Raw genomic sequence first — 23602 nt, 5'->3', positions numbered from 1 at the left:
TAAGCTACTCATATAATACTAAGATTATGTTTTTTTTAGGAATCGATTTAGGGAGTTCGTCTATAAAATTATCGGTATTTGATGCAGATAAGGGAACTACTGTTGCCTCGGTAACTGTCCCTGAATTTGAAATGGATATCATAGCTCCCAAATTTGGATGGGCTGAACAAGATCCAAATAAGTGGTGGGAATACGTAAAAAATGGTATTCAAATTCTTGGTGCAAAACAGCATATAGACTTAAAAAAGATTGTTGGAATCGGGATTGCCTATCAAATGCATGGTTTGGTTTTAACGGATGAAAATATAAATCCTGTTCGTTCCTCTATCATCTGGTGTGATAGTAGAGCGGCAAGTATTGGAAATGAAGTTTATGATAGAATGGGTCATGAATCCTGTCAGCAACAAATTCTTGGAACTCCTGGGAATTTTACAGCTTCCAAATTAAAATGGGTTCAAACTAATGAACCAGAGGTATTTCAAAAAGCGGTTTACATGATGCTTCCTGGCGATTTTATAGCTGCAAGACTATCAGGGAAAGCACAAATAAGTACTTCGGGCTTATCGGAAGCCGCTTTGTGGAATTTCTCAAAAGGAACTTTGGCAACCGAAGTTATGGAGGCTATGGAGCTTCCTCTAAATAAAATCCCTGAAATAGTACCCAACTTTGGATATCAAGCTACAATTCATGCTGATGTAGCATCAGAGTTAGGATTGAATTCAGACGTTAAAATTACATACCGAGGTGGCGATCAACCTAATAACGCTATGTCATTGAATGTATTAAAACCAGGAGAAATTGCTACTACAGCTGGTACTTCGGCCGTAGTATATGCTGTGAGTAATCAGGATGTTTATGACAAAGAAAATCGTATCAATACTTTTTTACACGTCAATAATACTGAAAGTCAAAAAAATAACGGCGTAATGTTATGTATCAATGGTTCTGGAATTTTATACCAATGGTTGCGTAAAATTATGTCTGTAGATAGAACCAATTTAATCGCTTACGATTCTCTTAATGCCGAAGCGGCAAAAGTAGCAGCAGGAAGTAATGGATTGCGTTTTTATCCTTTTGGGAATGGGGTGGAACGTATTTTTAATAATAAAAATGTCAATTCAGGAATTCAAAATCTAAACTTTAATATTCATCAATCTGGTCATCTTATCCGTTCGGCTTGCGAAGGAATTGTGTTTGCTATGAATTATGGTTTTGATGTTATGAAATCGGTGGGAGCATCTGGTGAAATAGTAAGAGCTGGTAATGCAAATCTGTTTTTGAGCCCTGTATTTAGAGAAATATTCACCAATACTACACAAACTACATTAGAATTATATAACACTTCTGGTTCTGAAGGAGCGGCGCGAGGAGCAGCTTATGGTTTTGGTTATTATGCTTCTTTGGAAGAGGCTTTTGAAGGTTTAAAATGTATAGAAAGAGTTGAGCCTAATCCTATGCTGACTTCCCAGTATCAGGAAATATACCAAGAATGGAAAAATAATATTAAAATAGAATTATAATAATGAGTACAACAACAACACAACCGTATTTTAAAAACATCGATACCATAAAATTTGAAGGTAGAGAAAGTACTAATCCATTAGCTTTCAAATGGTATGATGCCAATCGCGTAGTAGCTGGTAAAACTTTAAAAGAACATTTACGTTTTTCTATGGCTTACTGGCATACGTTATGTAACAAAGGAGGAGATCCTTTTGGAGCTGGAACAGAAACATTTGAGTGGGATAAAAGCGAAGATGTTATTCAGCGTGCCAAAGATAAAATGGATGCCGCTTTTGAGTTTATGACCAAACTAGGTATACCGTATTATTGTTTTCATGACATTGATATGGTAGACGATGCTCCTACTTTGGAGGAGTTTGAACAACGTGTAAAAGCTTTGGTTGCTTACGCAAAAATCAAGCAAGAAGAAAGTGGAATCAAATTGTTATGGGGAACTTCAAACTTATTTAGCAATCCTCGCTATATGAATGGAGCTTCTACAAACCCAAATTTTGATGTAGTAGCTTATGCAGCAGCTCAAGCCAAAATTGCAATTGATGCAACGATTGCTTTAGGTGGTGAGAATTATGTGTTTTGGGGAGGTAGAGAAGGATATATGAGTCTTTTGAATACTGATATGAAAAGAGAACTTGATCACATGGGACGTTTCTTGACTATTTGTAGAGATTATGCTCGCAAACAAGGATTTAAAGGAACTTTCCTTATTGAGCCAAAACCAATGGAGCCTATGAAACATCAATATGATTTTGATGCGGCTACAACTCTAGGATTTCTTAATAAACACGGGCTTCAAAATGATTTCAAATTGAATTTGGAAGTGAATCACGCAACGCTTGCAGGGCACTCTTTCGAACATGAATTACAAGTAGCTGTTGATGCTGGAATGTTAGGAAGTATTGATGCAAATCGTGGTGATTACCAAAACGGTTGGGATACAGATCAATTCCCTGTTGATGTTTTTGAAATTGCACAATCTATGTTGGTTATTTTAGAAGGTGGTGGAATTCAAGGTGGTGGAATAAACTTCGATGCAAAAGTAAGAAGAAACTCAATCGATATAGAAGATAAATTCATTGCACATATTGCTGGAATGGATGTTTTTGCCAGAGGTCTTATCTGTGCAGATCATATTTTAAAGAATACAAATTATAAAGGATTACGTTCTGAACGTTACGGTTCGTTTGACGCTGGAAATGGTGCTAAGTTCGAAAAAGGAGAATTTTCTTTGGAAGATCTAAGTGTTATTGCACGTGCAAACGGAGAGCCTAAACCAATTAGTGGTAGACAAGAATTATTTGAACAAATTATTTCGAATGCGTATTAATTAGATTAAAAATTACTAACAACAAATTTAACCAAATTATTAATTATTATGAAAAGCAATTACTGTATTAAACCAACAATGCTCCAGTTTTGCATGGTGCTGTTGCTTACTGTATTTTCGTTGCAGTCTGGTTTTGCTCAAGAGCAATCTAGAACTGTAAGCGGAAATGTAAAATCGACAGGAGATGGCATGGCAATTCCTGGTGCTACTATTACAATTCAAGGAACACAAACATCAACATCGACTGATTTCGATGGAAAATACAAATTAGAGGCAAAAACGGGAGACATAATGGTAGTAAGTTTTATGGGATTTAGAACCCAAAAGATTACCGTAGGACCCCAAAACACAATTAATGTTTCTTTACAAACCGAAGTAGCAGACCTTAAAGAGGTTGTAGTTATAGGATATGGTTCAATGAAGAAAAAATTGGTAACAAATGCTGTTACTCAGGTTAGTGGAGAAGCTCTTGCAAAGACAAATACTGCAAATGCACTTCAAGCACTTCAAGGACAAGCTGCCGGACTTCAAATTACTTCTACTTCAGGGCAACCAGGAGAAGGTTTGAACGTGGTTATTAGAGGAGTAGGTTCTACTGCGGGTAGTAGCCCTCTTTATGTTGTAGACGGGATACTTACAAGTGATATATCTTATTTAAGTAATTCTGATATTGAAAATATTTCTGTTTTAAAAGATGCTGCTTCTGCTGCTATTTATGGGTCGCAAGCTTCTAATGGGGTTATTTTGGTAACAACAAAGAAAGGGAAGCGCGGTCAAGCAGGGAAAATTACTTTTGATCAATATTATGGTTTACAATCGGTAGCTAGAAAGGTAGATTTATTAGATGCAACAGAGTATGCTACTATTTTAAATGAAGCAGCAGTAAACTCAGGTAGAGCTCCTTATTTTTCTAATGCTCAAATTGCCTCATTAGGAAAAGGAACAGATTGGATGAATCAAATGTTGGTTGACAATGCTGCCACTAAAAATTTCGCATTCGGTGCTTCAGGTGGTTCAGATAATTCCGTTTATTCTACTTCATTGTCTTATTTAGGACAAGAAGGAGTTGTAGGAGGTAAAGATTTATCAAATTATGAGCGTTATAATTTTAGATTCAATTCAGAGCATAAATTATATAAGGATGTTGTTACTTTAGGTGAAAATTTAAGTTTTGCTTATATTGATAAAAATGGTATTGGTGTTGGTAATCAATATAATAACTCTCTAAGAAGTGCTTTTCAAACAACACCATTATTGCCAATGTATGATGAGAATGGTAATTATTTTGATACCTCAAATACTACAAGTGCAGAACCTTGGTTAAATGGTGTTGCAAATCCTTATGCAACAATGGTTTATAACAATCAAAATGAATCTAATAATCAAAAATTATTAGGGAATGTTTATTTGCAAATTGAACCAATAAAGAATCTAACGGTTAAAACTACTTTGGGTATTGACTATTATGCTGGTGAGAATCATTCTTATTCTCCAGAATATCAATTATCTATTTATGCTTTTAGTAGGTTTGATAAAGTTTTTCAAAGCATGAATAAGGGAAAAACCCTTACATGGGACAACTTAGCAACTTATAAGTTTAATGTTGCTGAAAATCATCATTTTGAAACGATGCTGGGTACATCTTCTATTAATTACGATGGAACTTCTATGGCGACTACAAATGCGGACGCAGTTTATAGTGATTTAGATCACGCTTGGTTGGATAATACAACTAATAAAGATGGGTCTAAAATTTCATTGAATGGTCAAAAAAGTGAGACTAAAAGGATGTCTTATTATGGAAGATTAAATTATGATTATAAAGAAACGTATTTGATTAATGCTACCTTTAGAATGGATGGATCTTCTGTTTTTTCTAAGGAAAACCAATGGGGTTATTTTCCTTCAGTATCTGCTGGTTGGGTTGCATCAAATGAAGGATTCTTGAAAGATTCTAAAGCAATTAATTTTCTTAAATTAAGAGCGAGCTGGGGACAAGTTGGAAATCAAAATGCAAGGGCTTTTCAATATTTATCACCAATAAAAACAAATTATACTAATTATATTTTTGGTAATGTTGAAGGTGCAAATGCTCTTACACCTGGAGCTTATCCTAATAGATTAGCAAATCCTGATTTGAAATGGGAAACTTCAGAACAAATTGATTTAGGTTTTGATGCTAAATTTTTAGATAATGCCTTAAGTGTTACTTTTGATGCATACCAAAAAACAAATAAAGATTGGATAATTTTAGCGCCAGTATTGGCTACTGCAGGTGCTGATGCTCCTTATATTAATGGTGGAGATGTAGTTAATAAAGGTTTGGAATTGTCATTACAATACCAAAATAAAATTGGAGAATTTAATTATAGCGTTAGTGCAAATGGTGCTTATAATGAAAACAAAGTGGGTAAAATACCTGCTGAGGGAGGAATTATTCACGGATTGACCGCTGAGCTTTATGATAATTCTGGTGAATTTTATAGAGCAGAAAACGGGCATCCGTTAGGTTATTTTTGGGGATATAAAACTGGAGGTGTTTTTCAAAATCAAGAACAAATTGATAACTATAAATCTGCAAACGGGGTAGTTTTACAACCTAGTGCAGCTCCTGGTGATCTTATTAAGGTAAATACTAATGGAGATGATAAAATTGATGCTACTGATAAAACAGAAATTGGAAAACCAAATCCAGATTTTACATATGGTTTTACTTTATCGACTAGTTATAAAGGTTTTGATTTTACTGCAATGGCAAATGGTGTAGCAGGAAACCAAATTGTACAATCGTATAGAAATCAATCAGGTACTTATGGAAACTATACAACAGCTATATTAGACCGTTGGCATGGTGAGGGTACTTCTAATACAATGCCAAGAGTTACAGAAGACAATAAAAATTTCACAGATTTCACAGATTTGTATATTCATGATGGTGATTTCTTAAGAATCAGTACAGTGACTTTAGGATATGATTTTGCAAAAATGAAACAAGCAAAACCATTTTTTGCAAGCCAATTTAGACTTTACTTTTCAGTATTAAATCTATATACGTTTACAAAGTATAATGGTATGGATCCTGAAATTGGATTCGGGTCTTCAGATAATGATCAAAAATTTTCTTCAGGTGTTGATGTAGGATACTACCCAAGACCAAGAACATTCATGATGGGATTAAATGTTAAACTTTAATAAATAAAATAATGAAAAATACATATTTATATATTTTCTGTTTGAGTTTATTGTGCCTGAGTTCTTGTAGTTTAGAAACAGAACCTCTAACGCAACAAACAGATACAAACTTTTACAAAACTACAGCTGATGCTGTTTCAGCATTAGCAGGTTGTTATGATGGATTACAAGTAGCTACAGGTGCTAGCGGAAAGGGAATTCCAGTGATCAGTGAAATAATGTCTGATGATTGTTTTGGTGGAACTGGTGCTTCAGATGGTTATGATTATGCAGCAATAGACGAGTTTGATATAACCCGCGCTCCTTCTGAAGTAGATATGCTTAATACTAATTGGATTGCTTATTATAAAGCGATTTATCGTTGTAATGTTTTCTTGATGAAAATGGATCAAATTGATTGGAAAGGGGATACAGCTTTAAGAAATACTTACGAGTCTGAAACTAAGTTTATAAGAGCCTATATTTATTTTGAAATGGTACGTTTATGGGGTTATGTGCCTTTACTAACAGTACCTTCTGCTCAAAATATTCCACAAGCTGATCCAGATGAGGTCTATAAAGTTATTGCAGAAGATTTAGTATTTGCTTCAAATAATTTGCCTTCGACAGGATACAGTGCTACAGTTAATGGACATGCTACTAAGTGGGCTGCAAAATCTTTATTAGGACGTGTTTATTTGTATTATACTGGATATTATGGGAAAAATGATTTAGTTGGTGTGGTAACTAAAGCTCAAGCTCTAGGGCATTTAGAAGATGTTATTACCTCTAGTGGTCATGGTCTAGTTGATGATTTTTCTACTTTATGGCCAGCAGCTTCAGTTGCTAATTATGCTGGAGAAAGTAATAAAGAAAATGTGTTTTCTATAAAATATACATACACTAGTGATTATAACGGAAATATTGATGGTAATGCTTGGATGATAATGTTTGGAATGAGAGAGTTTTCTTCTTATCCTTATGCTCATGGTTGGGGAGTAACCGTAAATTCAAAATTATGGAATGCTTACGATGTTAATGATACAAGAAGAGTTGCAACTGTAATTGGTGTAGCTGAAGAAAATATTCCATTTGACAAATTAAACAGTCAAAGAGAATATACTGGGTATTATAACAAAAAATATTCTCCAATGATTGATGAGAATGGAATAGAACTTCCTATTAAAATGGGTAGTGCATTTTGGGATATCAGCCAATTTCAAGATTATACTGTAATTAGATATGCAGATGTTTTGTTAATGGCTGCCGAATTAGGAAGTGGGAATGCTCAAGCCTATTTTGATGAAGTTAGACAAAGAGCCTATAAAGCTAGTTTTACAACTTTACCAGTAACTCAAGATAATATAATGAAAGAAAGACAGTTAGAATTTGCTCTTGAGGGTGTTAGATATTGGGATTTATTGCGTCAAGGGATTGGTATAGCTTCTTCAACTATTGCAGAAACTACGACCTTATTAAGTGGTGGAGTTGCTGGTACAAAAACTATTACGGCTGCTAAAATCCAAGCTACAAAGGGACTTCAACAAATTCCTAATACTCAAATCACTTTATCTGGTGGAGTTTTAAAGCAAAATGCTGGTTGGTAATTTTAACTAAAAATTTAAAAAAATGAAAAAGACTAAATTATTAATTACATCATTTTTGATGTTAATGGTACTAGTATTAGTGCCATCTTGTTCACCTGATACCTATTCTCTAGACGATACGATGGATAAATCGGATGTAGCTTTTGATGTTACGCAGGATTTTGTAACTAATCCTGGAGGGAATGTTGTAAAGTTGAAAAATTTAACGCCGGGTGTTATTCCTTATTGGAGTTATACTGATAGCAAAGGCAATGAGTTAGGACATTCTAATTTGAGTGAAACTACTATTTCGTTACCATTTGCTGGTACGTATAATATAAGCCTTAGAGTTTTTGAACAAGGGGGGTCAGTGACTTCCACAAAAACAATAACAGTTGCTGAAAATGATACAAGTTTATTTAACGATCCAAGATGGAATTTACTAACTAATGGAGTTAATGGTAAAACATGGGTTATGTATATGACCGCACCTCTAGAATTTCTTGGAAAACCTGCATCTTATCAAAATATTGCCGTAAGTGGTCATGGTTGGTGGCCAAATCTTTCTGATATTTCTTGGGCAGGTTTGGAAAATAAAGATTGGGGAGAAATTACTTTTGATCTTAACGGAGGTTATAATGTTTCAGTAAAACAAACAGATCCAGCTACTGGAAGTACTGTACAACAAACTAAAACAGGAACCTTCAATTTAAGTTTGACAGAAGGTTCAACAAATGACAGAATTGGTTTTAACGGAGGAACAGAAATGTTGCATCCAAATGAGGCAAGCTACTTTAGTTCTTCATTTAGTTTTACTAATGTTCAGATTGTAGAACTTACTGAAACCACATTGGCTATCCTTGCGATTAGAGCAGACAAAGATTATATGATTTATCATTTTGTAGTAAAATAAGCTTAGAATTCATTTAATTTTTGAATAGAAATTTATTTGAGATTATGCGTTATCAAGAGTTAGTAGTCATATACTACTCTTGATTGCATATTCAAAAAGAATAGGTATTTAAAATTAGAATATAGATTAAAAAAATATTTTAATGTGCCGGTAGGTTAATACTTATCGGTACTTTAATTATACTTAAGGACATTATAATTTTATAAAAATGAAATATTTAAGCAATTTTATTCATGGATTAGTTCTCTTTGTGATTACAATTTTAACGGCGTCATGCAATAGAAATGAGACAGATTTTAGTTCTAGAAAAGTAACTTTCAATAATGATTGGAGTTTTCATTTAAATGACAGTTTAAAAGATAAAGATACTATCAGTAATGCAACAGTTTGGAGAACTTTAAATGTTCCTCATGACTGGGGTATCGAAGGAAAGTTTGACGAAAAAAGTCCTGCAGGTTATGGAGGCGGAGCGCTTACTGGCGGATTAGGCTGGTACAAAAAAACATTTAAAGTGTCTGCAGCTGACAGCACAAAAGTAACATCAATCATTTTTGATGGTGTTTACAAAGACAGCGAAGTATGGATTAATGGACATTATTTAGGTAAACGTCCAAATGGATATATTGGTTTTCAATATGATATGTCTCAATATTTAAATTATGGAGACAAAAACAACGAAATAATTGTTAAGGTTGACAATTCAAAACAACCGAACTCACGTTGGTATTCTGGTTCAGGAATTTTTAGAAATGTCTGGATAGAAACCACAGATAAATTACACGTGGGGCAATGGGGAACTTATGTTACCACTCCAAAAGTTACTGTCGAAAAAGCTTCAGTAAATCTTGAAACTACGATTCAAAATCAAAACTCAGTTTCAAAAAAAGCAATAGTAACTACTACTATTTTCAAAGAAGACACTAAAGTAACTTCGGTTACCCAAAATATAACAATTGTTGCAAACGCAAATCAAACAATCAAACAGGAAACACAGGTAGAATCTCCGGTTTTATGGTCTGTTGAAAAACCAGAATTGTACACAGCAGTTACCGAAATTTCGGTTGATGATAAAATTGTTGATCAATATAAAACCAGTTTCGGAATCAGAGATTTCAAATTTGATGTAAACAAAGGTTTTATTTTAAATGGAAAACAAGTTAAAATAAAGGGAGTTTGTATGCACCATGATTTAGGTCCGTTAGGTTCTGCAATTAATACACGAGCTATCGAACGTCAGTTGGAAATCTTGAAAGAGATGGGTGTAAACGGAATCAGAACTTCGCACAATCCACCAGCTCCTGAGCTTTTAGACCTTTGTGATAAAATGGGTTTCATCGTTATGGACGAAGCTTTTGATATGTGGAAACAAACCAAAACAAAATATGATTATGCTAATGATTGGGACAAATGGCATAAAAAAGATTTAATCGATCAATTGCTTCGCGATCGCAATCACCCATCTGTTTTTATATGGAGTATTGGTAATGAAATTCCAGAACAATGGAGTGAAACAGGAGTTACAATTGCAAAAGAATTAGTTGCTATCACCCGTCAATATGATAAAACTCGCCCAATTACGGCAGCTATGAATCCGCCAGTTAACATGAATATTGACGAAGTAACTTTGCAATTTGATAAGGCTAAAACGTATTTTAATTCTATAGCAAAATCTGGTGTTTTAGATATTATTGGTTACAATTATGCACATCAAACTTATGAGTATCATCAAAAGAATTTCCCTGGAAAATCTTTCATTGCTACCGAAACAACTTCAGCTTTGGAAACTCGTGGATATTATGATGTAAAGTCCGATGATATTAAAAAATGGCCAGTACGATGGGATTTAAAATTCACAGAAGGAAATCCAGGCAATACAGTATCAGCTTACGATCAAGTGCAGGCGCCTTGGGGTTCTACACACGAAGCTACTTGGAAAGTAATCAAAAAACATGATTTCCTTTCAGGAATGTACATCTGGACTGGTTTCGATTATATTGGTGAACCAACTCCTTATGAGTGGCCATCTATTAGTTCGTATTTCGGAATTGTAGATTTAGCTGGTTTCCCAAAAGACGTTTATTATATGTACCAAAGTGAATGGACTGATAAAACGGTTCTTCATATTTTTCCACATTGGAATTGGAAAGCTGGACAAACTGTAGACGTATGGGCCTACTACAATAATGCTGATGAGGTTGAATTATTCTTAAACGGAAAATCAGTTGGTATTCGAAGCAAAAAAGGAGACGACTTACATGTAATGTGGAAAGTTCCTTTTCAGTCAGGAACTTTAAAAGCCATTTCCCGTAAAAACGGAAAAACAGTTTTAGAGTCTGAAATCAGAACAGCAGGCAACCCAGCAACTTTAAAGTTAACAGCAGATAGAAGTACAATCAAAGCTGATGGAAATGACTTGTCATTTGTAACTGTAGATATTTTGGATGCAAACGGAACTTTAGCTCCAACTGCGAATAATGAAATTAATTTTTCAGTAACAGGAAATGGAAAAATCGTCGGAGTTTGTAGCGGTGATCCAGTAAGTCATGAATCGTATAAAGGTTCTAAACACACAGCTCTTAACGGAAAATGTTTGGTTATTGTTCAGTCAACTACTAAAGGTGGAAGAATTGAATTAACAGCTAAAGCAAATGGATTAAAACAAAATACAATCGTAATTACAGCAGAATAAACACAACTTAAACAACCTAAAATAAACTCAATGAAAAAAATACAAATAGCTTCCGTATCACTTCTTATGGGATTTGGTTTGTTGCTTTCGCCAAAAGCGTCGGCACAAATCCAAAATGCTGATGTGTTAAATGCACCAATAGATATCAGTAAGGATTTTCAGAATTATTTGAATACCTTTTATTTTGCTGATGAGTTAGCTAGTTTTGATCCTGCAACAGGAAAAGGGACTATCAAATATTTACGTTACAATTATCAAACACGTCAGGCTTTCAATAATATGATGATGAAGCCGGGTGTGGTTCCACCAAATGAATTTCCTACTACAGAGTATGAAGTTTCTCCTGAATTGCCTTTCCAGATTCAGTTTGTATCAGATCGTTCAATCCGAATCAAAACTACTTCAGGACCACAATTTCATCCAGAAGCAACGTCTTTGATGTTGGTTGATGGAGTGGCTCCAAATCATCCTGAATTATGGAAATCTTCTAAAATTGAGGGAGGATATCAATACACTAGCAAGCATGGACGCGTTGAAATTCTATCAAAACCTTGGCACATCAAAATTTATGATGAAAAAGGAAAATTATTGACGAGCACTCTTCACGATTCTGATTTCAAAAATACTTATACACCAACACTTCCGTTTTCGTTTGTTCGCAGAAACAGCGATTATTCAAGAAGTATGGGAGCGGCTTTCAGCTTAGAGCCAGACGAAAAAATATTTGGTTGTGGAGAATCATTCACACAATTCAACAAAAGAGGACAAAAAGTAGTTTTATGGACAGATGATGCCAATGGTATTCAAAACGAAACAATGTACAAACCAGTTCCTTTTTACATGAGCAGCCGTGGTTACGGAGTTTTTATGCACCATTCTACTCCAATCACAGTTGATTTTGGTAAGTATTTTGGAAGTGCCAATGAAATGTATATTGGTGATGACGAAGCTGATTTGTTCTTCTTCATTGGTGAACCAAAGGAAGTTCTTGACGAATACACGAACTTAACAGGAAAAGCTGCAATGCCTCCACTTTGGTCATTTGGTTTCTGGATGAGCCGTATTACTTATTTCTCAGAAAAAGAAGGGCGTCAGGTTGCTAAAGATTTAAGAGCTTATAAAATTCCAACGGATGTGATTCATTTCGATACAGGTTGGTTTGATGTAGATTGGAGAAACAACTATGAGTTTGCAAAATCTCGTTTCCCAGATGCTCAAAAAATGATGTCAGATTTAAAAGATGATGGATACCATGTATGTTTATGGCAATTACCATATTTCACTCCAAAAAACACATTGTTCAATGAAATCATGGACAAAAACTTAGCAGTAAGAGACCGCAAAGGAAATCTTCCTTACGAAGATGCTGTTTTAGATTTCTCTAATCCTGAAACGGTGACTTGGTACCAAGCTAAATTGAAAAGATTATTTGATCAAGGAGTTTCAGTTTTTAAAGTAGATTTTGGTGAAGCTGCACCACCAGACGGAATTTATCATTCTGGTCGTACAGGTTTCTATGAGCACAATTTATACCCATTACGTTACAACAAAGCAGTTGCCGAAATTACTCAAAAAGAAAAAGGATATACTTTAATTTGGGCAAGAAGTACATGGGCAGGTAGTCAACGTTACCCATTACATTGGGGTGGTGATGCTGAAACAAGCAACGGAGCAATGTCAGCCGAATTAAGAGGAGGGCTTTCATTAGGATTAAGCGGATTCAGTTTTTGGAGTCATGATGTAGGAGGATTTGCAACTAAATCTCCTGAGAATTTATACAGAAGATGGGCTCCTTTCGGGATGTTTACATCACACGTAAGAAGCCATGGTGAACCTCCGCGCGAGCCTTGGTTGTACAGCAAGGATTTCTTGGAAGGATTTAGAAAAGCAGATAATATGCGTTATGAATTAATGCCATATATCTATGCTCAAGCAAAAGAAAGTTCGCAAAAAGGATTACCAATGATGCGTGCTTTATTCTTGGAATATCCAAATGATCCAGGTGCTTGGTTAGTGGATAATGAATATTTATTTGGTTCAAGTATTTTGGTTGCACCACTTTTTGAAGAAGTAACAGAAAGAGACGTTTACCTTCCAGAAGGAACTTGGATTGATTATCAAACTAAAAAAGTATATCAAGGTGGATGGCATAAAATCAAAGCGGGTGAAGTGCCAATCGTAGTTTTAGTTAAAGACGGAACTGCATTACCTCATATTGGTTTAGCACAATCTACAAAAGACATGGATTGGAGCAAGTTGACATTGAAAGTATATGCATCTGATGCAACAACAACAGCTACTGCAAAAGTTTTCTTGCCAGAAAGCGATACAGTACAAACTATTACAGTTTCCAAAAAAGGAAACAACTTTGAAACAACATCAAATCCATTGCAAGGAAAAACCACTTTCAAAACGGAGTGGGTAAAATAATTAAGTTGAGTTTTGTTTAGATTGAAAGTCGGGGTCAGGTAGTGCTTTCCCCGATTTTAAAAAGAATACAATTAAAAAAAAACACCATGTTAAAAAAAATCATACTTCCGGCATTTTTAATGGCACTGACTGTTGTTAGTACTGCGCAGGCACAAAAAAGTAAATCCTATGAGTTGGCCTCTCCAAAGGGGAAAAACAAAATTCAATTTCAGTTGGTTGACAGCGCACCAAAATACGCAGTTACTCATGGAAAAACGCAGGTGCTTACACCATCTGATATGGGTTTTATGCTGAAAAACAACGATGATTTCAGTAAAAATTTTGAAGTCGTTGAGGTAAAAAACAGCACTTTCGACGAAACTTGGGAACAAGTTTGGGGAGAAAAGAAAAAAATTAGAAATCACTACAATCAAATGTCAGTGATGTTGCAACAAAAGAACGCAGAAAAACGCAAACTGGAAATTCAATTCCGTGCTTATGATGATGGAATTGCTTTCAGATACGTATATCCAAAGCAAGGAACGAAAGACAGTATCTTCATTATGGATGAAAAAACAACTTTCAATCTAAAAGAAGACGGAAAAGCATGGTGGATTCCTGCTTACAAAGAAAACCGTTACGAATATTTATATACAGCTTCACCAGTTAGTACTTTAGATACCGTTCATACGCCATTAACAATCGAAAGCAAAGGTGGATTGAAATTAAGTTTTCACGAAGCAAACCTTATTGATTATGCCAGTACAACATTAGTAAATACTACTGGAACTCAATTAAAAACAGATTTAGTGCCGTGGGCTGATGGTGTAAAAGTTAGAGTAAAAGATACTTTTACTTCTTCTTGGAGAACACTTCAAATTGGAGAAAATGCAGGAGATTTAATTGATTCGTACTTGATTTTAAATCTAAACGAACCAAATAAAATGGGTAATCCATCTTATGTAAAACCATATAAGTACTTTGGAATTTGGTGGGCAATGCACATCGGGAAATATACTTTTTGGGAAGGCGAAAAACAAGGAGCTACTACGGAACATGCTAAAACATATATCGATTTTACAGCCAAAGAAGGTTTACATCATTTATTGATTGAAGGCTGGAACAAAGGTTGGACACCCGCTTGGTATGAAAATAAAATGCACATGTTCAGTTTTACTCAACCTGCTGATAATTTTGACTTGGAAAAAGTGGTTGAATATGGAAAAGAAAAAGGTGTAGAACTTATCGGATACCACGAAACGGGTTCAAACTTAATCAACTATATGAAACAGATTGATGAAGGTTTTGCACTTTATAAAAAATTAGGAATTCACACGGTAAAAATCGGTCACGTAGGTTCAAAACTAAACATGAAAGAATGGCACCATGGACAATTTGGTGTAAATTATTTTAGATATGTTTTGCAAAAAGCAGCCGAATATGATTTAGCCGTTTTCTATCACGAACCAATAAAAGACACCGGAGAACGCAGAACCTATCCAAATATGTTGGCTAGAGAAGCGGCTCGTGGTCAGGAGTACAATGCTTGGAGTGAAGGAAATCCGCCAAGTCACGTAGTAATTTTACCTTTCACTAGAATGTTGTCTGGACCAATGGAATACACTCCTGGAGTTTTGGATGTTGAAATCAAACAAGGGTATCCTGGAAAAAGAATACACGGAACAACAGCGCAACAATTAGCAATGTATGTTTGTTTTTATTCGCCAATTCAAATGTTGGCTGATTTGCCTGAAAACTATGCAGTACCTTCTATGCAATTTCTAAAAGATGTTCCAACGGATTGGGCAGATACTAAAGTTTTGAATGCTGAAATTGGAGAATACCTAACAACCGTTCGTAGAGACGAAAACAGTGACGATTGGTATTTGGGAAGTATGACCAACGAAAAAAGCAGAGATCTAACAGTTTCATTGTCTTTCTTAGATCCAAAAGCGACGTACGAAGCTCAGATTTATGCTGATGCAAAAGGAACAGACGAAACTCACAATCCAGAAAGTGTTGCAATTACGAAACAAACCGTAAAAGCTTCAGATAAACTGCAATTACACTTAGGAGGAGCAGGAGGAACCGCCATCCGTTTCAAAAAGCTATAAATTAAAAATCCCTCCCGTTTTCTTAAGAATATGGGAGGGTTTTATAAAAATATTTTGGGCGTGACCCTGTTGCAAAAAGGGGCTTACTTATAGGGCCGCTTATACAGCCCCTTTATGCAACAGGGTCGGGCTATACACGCTACTTCGGTAGCCAGCTTCTATCCCTCACGCAAACTTAGGAGTAGCAAAAAATCTGCGTAAATCTGCAAAATCTGAGTGACAAAAAATATAACAATTCATTTTGTTAAAAAACAACCACAATGGTAATTTTTAATTTGAATAAAGTTTAGTCAATAATTAAAATGAAAAAGTACATACTATATCTGTTGCTTACACTAACTGTTACGCCAATCTTGGCGCAACAGAAAAAGCAGATATATCCTTTTCAGAATCAAAAATTAGCTACCGAAAAACGAATAGACAATCTATTGTCATTAATGACTTTGGAAGAAAAAGTAGCCGTTTTAAGCACCAATCCTTCCGTTCCCAGATTGGGAGTTGTAGGTACAGGTCATGTCGAAGGCCTGCATGGATTGGCTCTAGGCGGTCCAGCCAAATGGGGAGGAAAAGATAAAGAGCAAATAACGACAACTATTTTCCCGCAAGCGTATGGTCTAGGAGAAACATGGGATGCCGAATTACTTCAAAAAGTGGCAAATGTAGAAGGCTATGAAGCCCGTTTTGCATTGCAAAAATACCACCGCGGAGGTTTGGTAATCCGAGCTCCAAATGCAGATATTGCCCGTGACCCGCGTTGGGGGCGCACAGAAGAAAGTTATGGAGAAGATGCTTTTTTTAATGGCACGATGACCGTTGCTTTTGTAAAAGGACTTCAGGGAAATAATCCAAAATATTGGCAGTCGGTTTCGTTAATGAAACACTTCTTAGCCAACAGCAACGAAGATGGAAGAACCTATACATCATCCGATTTTGATGAAAGACTTTGGAGAGAATATTATTCAGTTCCTTTCAGAATGGGAGTTGTCGAGGGAGGTTCACGCGCCTACATGGCTTCATACAATAAAGTAAACGGAATTCCAGCAATGGTGCATCCGATGCTGAAAGACATTACCCAAAAAGAGTGGGGACAAAACGGAATTATCTGTACTGATGGAGGCGCTTTCAAATTATTACTTTCAGACCATAAATATTATACAGACCAATATTTGGGCGCAGCTGCCACTGTAAAATCTGGGATTAACCAGTTTTTAGACGATTATAAAGAAGGAGTTAATGGCGCAATTGAAAAAGGCTATTTAACCGAAAAAGACATAGATGCTGAAATCCGTGGCAATTTTCGAGTAATGTTAAAATTGGGAATGCTCGATGCTTCTGATGAAAATCCGTATGCAAAAATCGGAACAAAACAAGACACAATTGATCCTTGGAAAACGGAAGCACATAAAAAAATCGCTTTAGAGGCAACTCAAAAATCAATTGTGTTGCTTAAAAATGATTCGAAATTCTTGCCTTTACAAAAAGAGAAATTAAAAAAAGTAGCCATAATTGGTCTTCATGCTGACGAAGTTTTATTGGATTGGTACAGCGGAACTCCACCTTATGTGATAACTCCATTACAAGGAATTAAAAACAAATTAGGCGCAAACACTGAAGTTTTATATGCTAAAAATAATGCGGATGGAAAAGCAGCCGCAATTGCTAAAAAGGCCGATGTAGTTATTGTTATAGTTGGGAATCATCCAGTTTGCAATGCGGGTTGGAATGATTGTCCAGTCCCAAGCGAAGGCAAAGAAGCTGTAGATCGTCAGTCATTAACATTGGAACAGGAAGATTTAATTAAAATTGCCTATCAGGCTAATCCTAAAACGGTGGTAGCACTCATCAGCAGTTTTCCGTATGCCATCAATTGGACACAAGAACATATTCCAGCGATTGTACACATGACTCAAAATAGTCAGGAATTAGGAAACGCTCTTGCCGATGTATTATTTGGAGATTACAACCCAGCGGGAAGATTGACACAGACTTGGGTAAAAGACATTACTGATTTGGCTGATTTATTGGATTACAACATTCGCAACGGAAGAACCTATCAGTATTTCAAGGGAAAACCTTTGTATGCTTTTGGTCATGGATTGAGTTACACAACTTTCAAATACAATTCAATTGAAACTAATTTAGAAACCATTTCAAAAAATGGAGAAGTAAAAGTTACGGTTTCAGTTACAAATTCGGGCGATAAAGATGGTGACGAAGTAGTTCAATTGTATGCTAAACAGTTAAATTCAAAAGTAGAACGTCCAGAAAAGGAATTGAAAGCATTTCAAAGAGTATTTTTTAAAGCTGGCGAAACGAAAAAGGTTTTATTAACTGTAAAAGCTAAAGATTTAGAATATTGGAATGTTGCCAAGCAACAATTTGAATTAGAAAATAATACAATTGAATTGCAAGTAGGATCAGCTTCGGATACAATTCTTTTGATCAAAAAATTCAATGTAAAATAATAAGATGAAAAAATATTTTGTACAAATTATAGCTTTCAGTTTAATCAATGTTGCATTGTTTGGACAAGAAAAATCCGTGTCAAATAATAGAATCATTAAAGTTGATTGTAATAAAAGCGACGGAAAAATGAACATGATGTTCAAGGAATGCATAGGAGCAGGCCGTGCCAACGAAGGTTTACGTGCAGATTGGCAACAGCAATTAGCTATGGCTAAAAAAGAATGTGATTTCAAATACATTCGTATGCATGGTTTATTGACCGATGATATGGCAGTTTATAGAGAAGATAGTAAAGGAAATCCAGAATACAATTATCAATATATTGATGCATTGTACGATTTTCTTTTGAGTATTAATGTTAAACCATTTGTAGAGTTAGGTTTTATGCCTAATGCTTTGGCTAGTGGAAGCCAGACTATTTTTTGGTGGAAAGGAAATGTTACTCCTCCAAAAGATTATAATAAATGGGGAGATTTAATTAAAAATCTAACGCAGCATTTTACGGAGCGTTATGGAGTTCAAGAAGTAAAAACATGGTATTTTGAAGTTTGGAACGAACCAAATTTAACTCCAGGTTTTTGGACTGGTACTCAAGCAGAATATTTCAAATTATACGAATATGCTGCAAAAGCTATCAAAAGTGTAAATCCAGCTTATAAAGTTGGAGGCCCTGCAACTGCCGGAGCTGGTTGGGTTCCAGAAACAATTGATTTTTGTACTAAAAATAATGTGGCATTAGATTTTATTTCAACGCATACTTATGGTGTAAATCAAGGTTTCTTAGATGAATTTGGAACTACAGGAACAGTTTTAAGTAAAGATGAATCAAGTATAAGTGGAGATGTTCTTAATTCTAGAAAGCAAATTGCAAATTCAGCTAAGCCAAACCTTGAACTGCATTATACAGAATGGAGTTCATCATACACTCCTGCAGATGCCATTCATGACAGTTATCATTCAGCAGCCTATATTCTTCAGAAATTAAAACAAGTAGGAAATGCTCCGACCTCAATGTCTTATTGGACTTTTACCGATATTTTTGAAGAAGCAGGTCCTAGATTTACACCTTTTCACGGAGGATTTGGATTACTGAATACACAGGGAATTAAAAAGCCTGCTTATTTCTCTTATTCGCTAATGAATAAATTAGGTGCAATCGAACTTAAAAATACAGATACTTCATCTTGGGCAACCAAAAATGATAAAGGAGATGTTCAGCTTTTATTTTGGGATTTCACTTATACACTCCCTGATAAGATAAACAATCAAGACTACTATATAAAAGATTTGGCTTCAAAATCAAAAGGAGAAGTGAAAATTGAAGTAGATGGATTGAAGAAAGGAAAATACAATTTGGAAATTTATAAAGTAGGCTATAAAGTGAATGATGCTTTTGCCGATTATTTAGCGATGGGCAAACCAAGTCAATTGACTTTAGAACAAGTAAAATCAATCAAACAAAAAAATAATGGTGCACCAATAGCAACTGAGAAAGTAAACATTGATGCGACTGGCAAGTATAATAAAAGTTACAAGATAAATGAGAACGATGTTGTCTTTTTCAATTTTGTAAAACAGTAAGGGCATAGAATTTCGATCAATAATAAATTTAATAATACCATAATGAAAAATACAATCAAATACGTTGCAATGGCTGTATCTATACTTGCATTTGCTGATGGTCAAGCACAATCAGCTAAATCAAAAAAACAGCAAACCACTTATGTTGGTAAAGAGATAACAAAAGAGCATGATGCTGAGATTGCCAAGTTAATTTCGCAAATGACTCTTGAGGAAAAAATAGGAATGTTGCATGGTAATAGTATGTTTACTTCAGGCGGTGTAAAACGTTTAGGTATCCCTGAATTAAAAATGGCTGATGGTCCTCTTGGAGTTCGTGAAGAAATTTCCCGTGATAATTGGTCTCCGGCAGGTTTAACTAATGATTTTGCAACCTATTACCCAGCGGGCGGTGCATTATCAGCTACATGGAATCCTGAAATGGGGTATACTTTCGGGAATAGTTTAGGACAGGAAATGCGTGCCAGAGATAAAGATATGCTGCTTTCACCAGCTATTAATATTGTTCGTACACCTCTTGGAGGAAGAACGTATGAATACATGAGCGAAGACCCATTTTTGAATAAAAAAATAGCTGTGCCTTTAATTGTTGGGCTTCAAGACAATGATGTTATGGCGTGTGTAAAACACTTTGCGGCTAATAATCAGGAAACAAATCGTGATTTTGTAGATGTTCAAATTGGTGAACGTGCACTTCGTGAAATTTATTTACCTGCTTTTGAAGCATCTGTAAAGGAAGCCAAAGCGTATAGTATTATGGGAGCCTACAATAAGTTCAGGGGAGAATATTTATGTGAGAATGATAACATGCTTAACAAAATATTACGTGACGAATGGAATTTCAAAGGAATTGTAGTTTCGGATTGGGCTGCGGTACATTCTACTGTAAAATCTTTAGAAAGCGGATTGGATGTTGAAATGGGAACTCCAAAGAAGTTCAACGAGTTTTTCTTAGCTGATAAATTGATTGAAGCTGCTAAAAAAGGAGAGATCACAGAAGCTGAAATTGATAAACACGTGAGTCGCATTTTACATACTTTATATCAGGTAAAAGCAATGGGCAGTAATAAACGTGCGAAAGGAAGTATTGCAACCGAAGCACACTATCAGGACGCTTACAAAATTGCATCTGAAGCGATTGTGTTATTGAAAAATGAAAACAATGCATTGCCTTTACAATTAAATGGAATAAAATCTATTGCTGTAATTGGTAATAATGCTACTAAAGTTAATGCTTTACGTGGATTTGGAGCTGGTGTAAAAACGAAAAGAGAAGTTACACCTTTAGATGGTCTAAAAAATAGATTGCCGGCATCTATCAAAATTAATTATGCTGAAGGGTATTTAGAACGTTATGACGTTAAAAATAAAGGAAATTTAGGGGATATTACTATTAATGGACCTGTAACGATTGACCAATTAGATCCTGCGAAATTGCAAGAAGCAATAGAGGCTGCTAAAAATTCTGATGTTGCTATTGTTTTTGCTGGTTCGAATCGTGATTATGAAACAGAAGCATCTGATAGAAGAGATTTGCACTTGCCATTTGGTCAGGAAGAATTGATTAAAAAAGTATTGGAAGTTAACCCAAGAACTATTGTGGTATTTATTGCGGGAGCCCCTTTTGATATTAAAGAAGTAAGTGAAAAAACAAACGCTTTGGTATGGAGCTGGTTCAATGGATCTGAAGGAGGAAATGCTTTGGCAGATGTTTTATTAGGAAAAACAAATCCATCAGGAAAGTTACCATGGACAATGCCTAAAAATATTATGGATTCTCCAGCTCATGCTACGAATAGTTTTCCTGGTGATAAAGTTGTGGAGTACAAAGAAGGAATTTTGGTTGGTTACAGATGGTTTGATACTAAAAATGTAACTCCATTATATCCTTTCGGATATGGATTATCATACACGACTTTTGCTTTTAGTGATGCTAAATCTGATAAAGATTCTTATGGTATTGGTGATACAATCACTGTTTCAGTAACTGTTAAAAATACAGGAAAAACTGACGGTAAAGAAGTAGTACAATTATATACTTCAAAATCAGACTCAAAAATAGAACGTGCTGCCCAGGAACTAAAAGGATTTCAAAAGGTATTAGTTGGAGCTGGAAAATCAGCAACAATATCTATTCAAGTACCAGTTAAAGAATTGGCATATTACAACGTAGAAACTAAAAGCTGGACTATTGAGCCTGGAAAATATACTTTGAATATTGGAAATTCTTCTCGTGATATCAAAAACAAAATTGATGTTAACATACAATAATATTGCTATCAACTAACCAAAAACAATAACCTTATGAAAAATAAAATTAAAAAATACGGATTTATTTTCTTTCTATGTTCTGCTTTTTTAACTGTTCTGGCCTGTAGTTCTGAAAGTGATCCCGCTGCCGAACCTGCAAAGCCAGAGGCAAAAACACTTACTGCGGATGTTACTAAGATAGATTTTGTAGTCAAAGGAAATGTTGCTACAGTTGTGGTTAAAACGAATGTTACAGCATGGACAATCAGTTCTAACGTAGCTTGGATTCAATTAGATAAAACTTCTGGAAAAGATGGAACTACCGAAGTAAAATTAACATCTTCTGAAAACACAACAACTGAAACTAGAACTGGAATAATTACAATAAGTTCTAGTGATGTAACATCAGTAAAGGTTTCAGTTTCACAAGTTGGACTTTTATATCCTAATTACAACACTAGTCCGATTGCTGATGATGCTACAGGTATGACAAGCAACGCAGTGGATTTAGCAGCCAAAATGCAATTGGGCTGGAATATTGGTAACACATTAGAAGCCACTGGAGGCGAAACATCTTGGGGAAATCCATTGGTTACAAAGAGTTTGATTGATTTAGTTAAGGCAAATGGATTTAATGCAATTAGAATTCCTTGTTCCTGGAATCAGTATGCTAATGCTACAACTGCGAAAATTAATGCAACTTGGTTAGCCAGAGTAAAAGAAGTAGTGCAATATTGTGTAGATAACGACATGTATGTAATCGTAAACATTCACTGGGATGGTGGATGGTTAGAAGAAAATTGTACGGCTAACAAAAAAGAAGTCAACAATGCGAAACAAAAAGCTTTTTGGGAACAAATTGCAACACAATTGCGTGGTTTTGATGAACACTTGCTTTTTGCTAGCGCGAATGAGCCAAATGTTGATAATGCAACGGAAATGGCAGTTTTAAAGAGCTATCATCAAACATTTATTGATGCTGTTCGTTCTACTGGAGGTAAAAACACCTATCGTAATTTAATCATTCAAGGTCCATCAACAGATATTGAAAAAACAAATAAATTGATGTTGACTTTGCCTACAGATAAAACTCCAAACCGAATGATGGCTGAGGTTCATTATTATACACCATATCAATTTTGTCTTATGGATAAAGATGCTGATTGGGGTAAAATGTTTTATTACTGGGGAGCAAGTAATCATTCGACTACAGACACAGCTCACAATTCTACTTGGGGAGAAGAAGCTGATTTAGATAAATTTTTCCTTTCTATGAAAACGCAATTTGTGAGTAAAGGTATTCCGGTAATTTTAGGAGAATTTGGAGCTATTAGACGTGATTTGTCTGGTGATGATCTTGCTAAACATTTGGATTCAAGAGCTTATTATTTGAAATATGTTGTAAAACAAGCTAAAGCTAATGGCTTGATTCCTTTTTATTGGGATGCTGGAAATATGGGGGTAAATACAATGTCTTTATTTAATAGAACCAATAATACAATTTATGATTCGCAAGCGTTAACTGCATTGCAAGATGGTTTAAAATAAATAAAAGATAATGAATTGATATCGGGA

Annotated in this window: 12 protein-coding genes; all 12 read left to right on the top strand. The window is 35.2% G+C overall.

Annotation, left to right across the window (positions count from 1 at the left end; genetic code table 11):
* The first annotated feature begins 26 nt into the window (after nt 1–26).
* Nucleotides 27–1520: an FGGY-family carbohydrate kinase gene (locus CLU82_RS07545; RefSeq protein WP_100842511.1), complete on the top strand. Its 1494-nt coding sequence runs from the start codon at nt 27–29 to the stop codon at nt 1518–1520.
* 2 nt (nt 1521–1522) lie between these two features.
* Nucleotides 1523–2848 (top strand): xylose isomerase, encoded by a 1326-nt coding sequence (gene xylA / locus CLU82_RS07540; RefSeq protein ID WP_100842510.1) that lies wholly within the window; start codon nt 1523–1525, stop codon nt 2846–2848.
* A 48-nt stretch (nt 2849–2896) separates the two neighbouring features.
* Nucleotides 2897–6040 carry a TonB-dependent receptor gene (locus CLU82_RS07535; RefSeq protein ID WP_100842509.1) on the top strand — a complete coding sequence of 1048 codons (3144 nt, stop codon included), beginning with the start codon at nt 2897–2899 and terminating at the stop codon, nt 6038–6040.
* Nucleotides 6041–6051: 11 nt separating this feature from the next.
* On the top strand, nt 6052–7626 hold the full coding sequence (locus CLU82_RS07530) for a RagB/SusD family nutrient uptake outer membrane protein (RefSeq protein WP_100842508.1): 1575 nt from the start codon (nt 6052–6054) through the stop codon (nt 7624–7626).
* Between the two features lie 22 nt (nt 7627–7648).
* On the top strand, nt 7649–8518 hold the full coding sequence (locus CLU82_RS07525; protein WP_198520203.1) for a hypothetical protein: 870 nt from the start codon (nt 7649–7651) through the stop codon (nt 8516–8518).
* Between the two features lie 208 nt (nt 8519–8726).
* Nucleotides 8727–11207 carry a glycoside hydrolase family 2 TIM barrel-domain containing protein gene (locus tag CLU82_RS07520; RefSeq protein ID WP_100842507.1) on the top strand — a complete coding sequence of 827 codons (2481 nt, stop codon included), beginning with the start codon at nt 8727–8729 and terminating at the stop codon, nt 11205–11207.
* A gap of 30 nt (nt 11208–11237) precedes the next feature.
* Entirely contained in the window at nt 11238–13637 is a 2400-nt protein-coding gene (locus CLU82_RS07515; protein WP_100842506.1) for an alpha-xylosidase, read from the top strand.
* A gap of 86 nt (nt 13638–13723) precedes the next feature.
* Nucleotides 13724–15730, top strand: coding sequence for a glycoside hydrolase family 97 protein (locus tag CLU82_RS07510; protein ID WP_100842505.1), 2007 nt, complete (start codon nt 13724–13726; stop codon nt 15728–15730).
* Between the two features lie 302 nt (nt 15731–16032).
* Entirely contained in the window at nt 16033–18195 is a 2163-nt protein-coding gene (locus tag CLU82_RS07505; RefSeq protein WP_100842504.1) for a glycoside hydrolase family 3 C-terminal domain-containing protein, read from the top strand.
* A 4-nt stretch (nt 18196–18199) separates the two neighbouring features.
* Entirely contained in the window at nt 18200–19777 is a 1578-nt protein-coding gene (locus tag CLU82_RS07500) for a glycoside hydrolase (protein ID WP_100842503.1), read from the top strand.
* Nucleotides 19778–19819: 42 nt separating this feature from the next.
* On the top strand, nt 19820–22048 hold the full coding sequence (locus CLU82_RS07495) for a glycoside hydrolase family 3 C-terminal domain-containing protein (RefSeq protein WP_100842502.1): 2229 nt from the start codon (nt 19820–19822) through the stop codon (nt 22046–22048).
* Nucleotides 22049–22081: 33 nt separating this feature from the next.
* Nucleotides 22082–23575 carry a cellulase family glycosylhydrolase gene (locus tag CLU82_RS07490; protein ID WP_198520202.1) on the top strand — a complete coding sequence of 498 codons (1494 nt, stop codon included), beginning with the start codon at nt 22082–22084 and terminating at the stop codon, nt 23573–23575.
* Nucleotides 23576–23602: the final 27 nt, after the last annotated feature.

The sequence above is a fragment of the Flavobacterium sp. 5 genome, assembly GCF_002813295.1.
Classification (GTDB): Bacteria; Bacteroidota; Bacteroidia; order Flavobacteriales; family Flavobacteriaceae; genus Flavobacterium.
Note: the sequence above shows the minus strand (reverse complement) of the source record. Positions and strands in the feature narration are given on the sequence as shown.

Excerpts from the sequence above, each read along its gene's own strand:
- CLU82_RS07545 (WP_100842511.1), top strand. The coding sequence starts at position 27 with ATGTTTTTTTTAGGAATCGATTTAGGGAGTTCGTCTATAAAATTATCG.
- xylA (WP_100842510.1), top strand. The coding sequence starts at position 1,523 with ATGAGTACAACAACAACACAACCGTATTTTAAAAACATCGATACCATA.
- CLU82_RS07535 (WP_100842509.1), top strand. The coding sequence starts at position 2,897 with ATGAAAAGCAATTACTGTATTAAACCAACAATGCTCCAGTTTTGCATG.
- CLU82_RS07530 (WP_100842508.1), top strand. The coding sequence starts at position 6,052 with ATGAAAAATACATATTTATATATTTTCTGTTTGAGTTTATTGTGCCTG.
- CLU82_RS07525 (WP_198520203.1), top strand. The coding sequence starts at position 7,649 with ATGAAAAAGACTAAATTATTAATTACATCATTTTTGATGTTAATGGTA.
- CLU82_RS07520 (WP_100842507.1), top strand. The coding sequence starts at position 8,727 with ATGAAATATTTAAGCAATTTTATTCATGGATTAGTTCTCTTTGTGATT.
- CLU82_RS07515 (WP_100842506.1), top strand. The coding sequence starts at position 11,238 with ATGAAAAAAATACAAATAGCTTCCGTATCACTTCTTATGGGATTTGGT.
- CLU82_RS07510 (WP_100842505.1), top strand. The coding sequence starts at position 13,724 with ATGTTAAAAAAAATCATACTTCCGGCATTTTTAATGGCACTGACTGTT.
- CLU82_RS07505 (WP_100842504.1), top strand. The coding sequence starts at position 16,033 with ATGAAAAAGTACATACTATATCTGTTGCTTACACTAACTGTTACGCCA.
- CLU82_RS07500 (WP_100842503.1), top strand. The coding sequence starts at position 18,200 with ATGAAAAAATATTTTGTACAAATTATAGCTTTCAGTTTAATCAATGTT.
- CLU82_RS07495 (WP_100842502.1), top strand. The coding sequence starts at position 19,820 with ATGAAAAATACAATCAAATACGTTGCAATGGCTGTATCTATACTTGCA.
- CLU82_RS07490 (WP_198520202.1), top strand. The coding sequence starts at position 22,082 with ATGAAAAATAAAATTAAAAAATACGGATTTATTTTCTTTCTATGTTCT.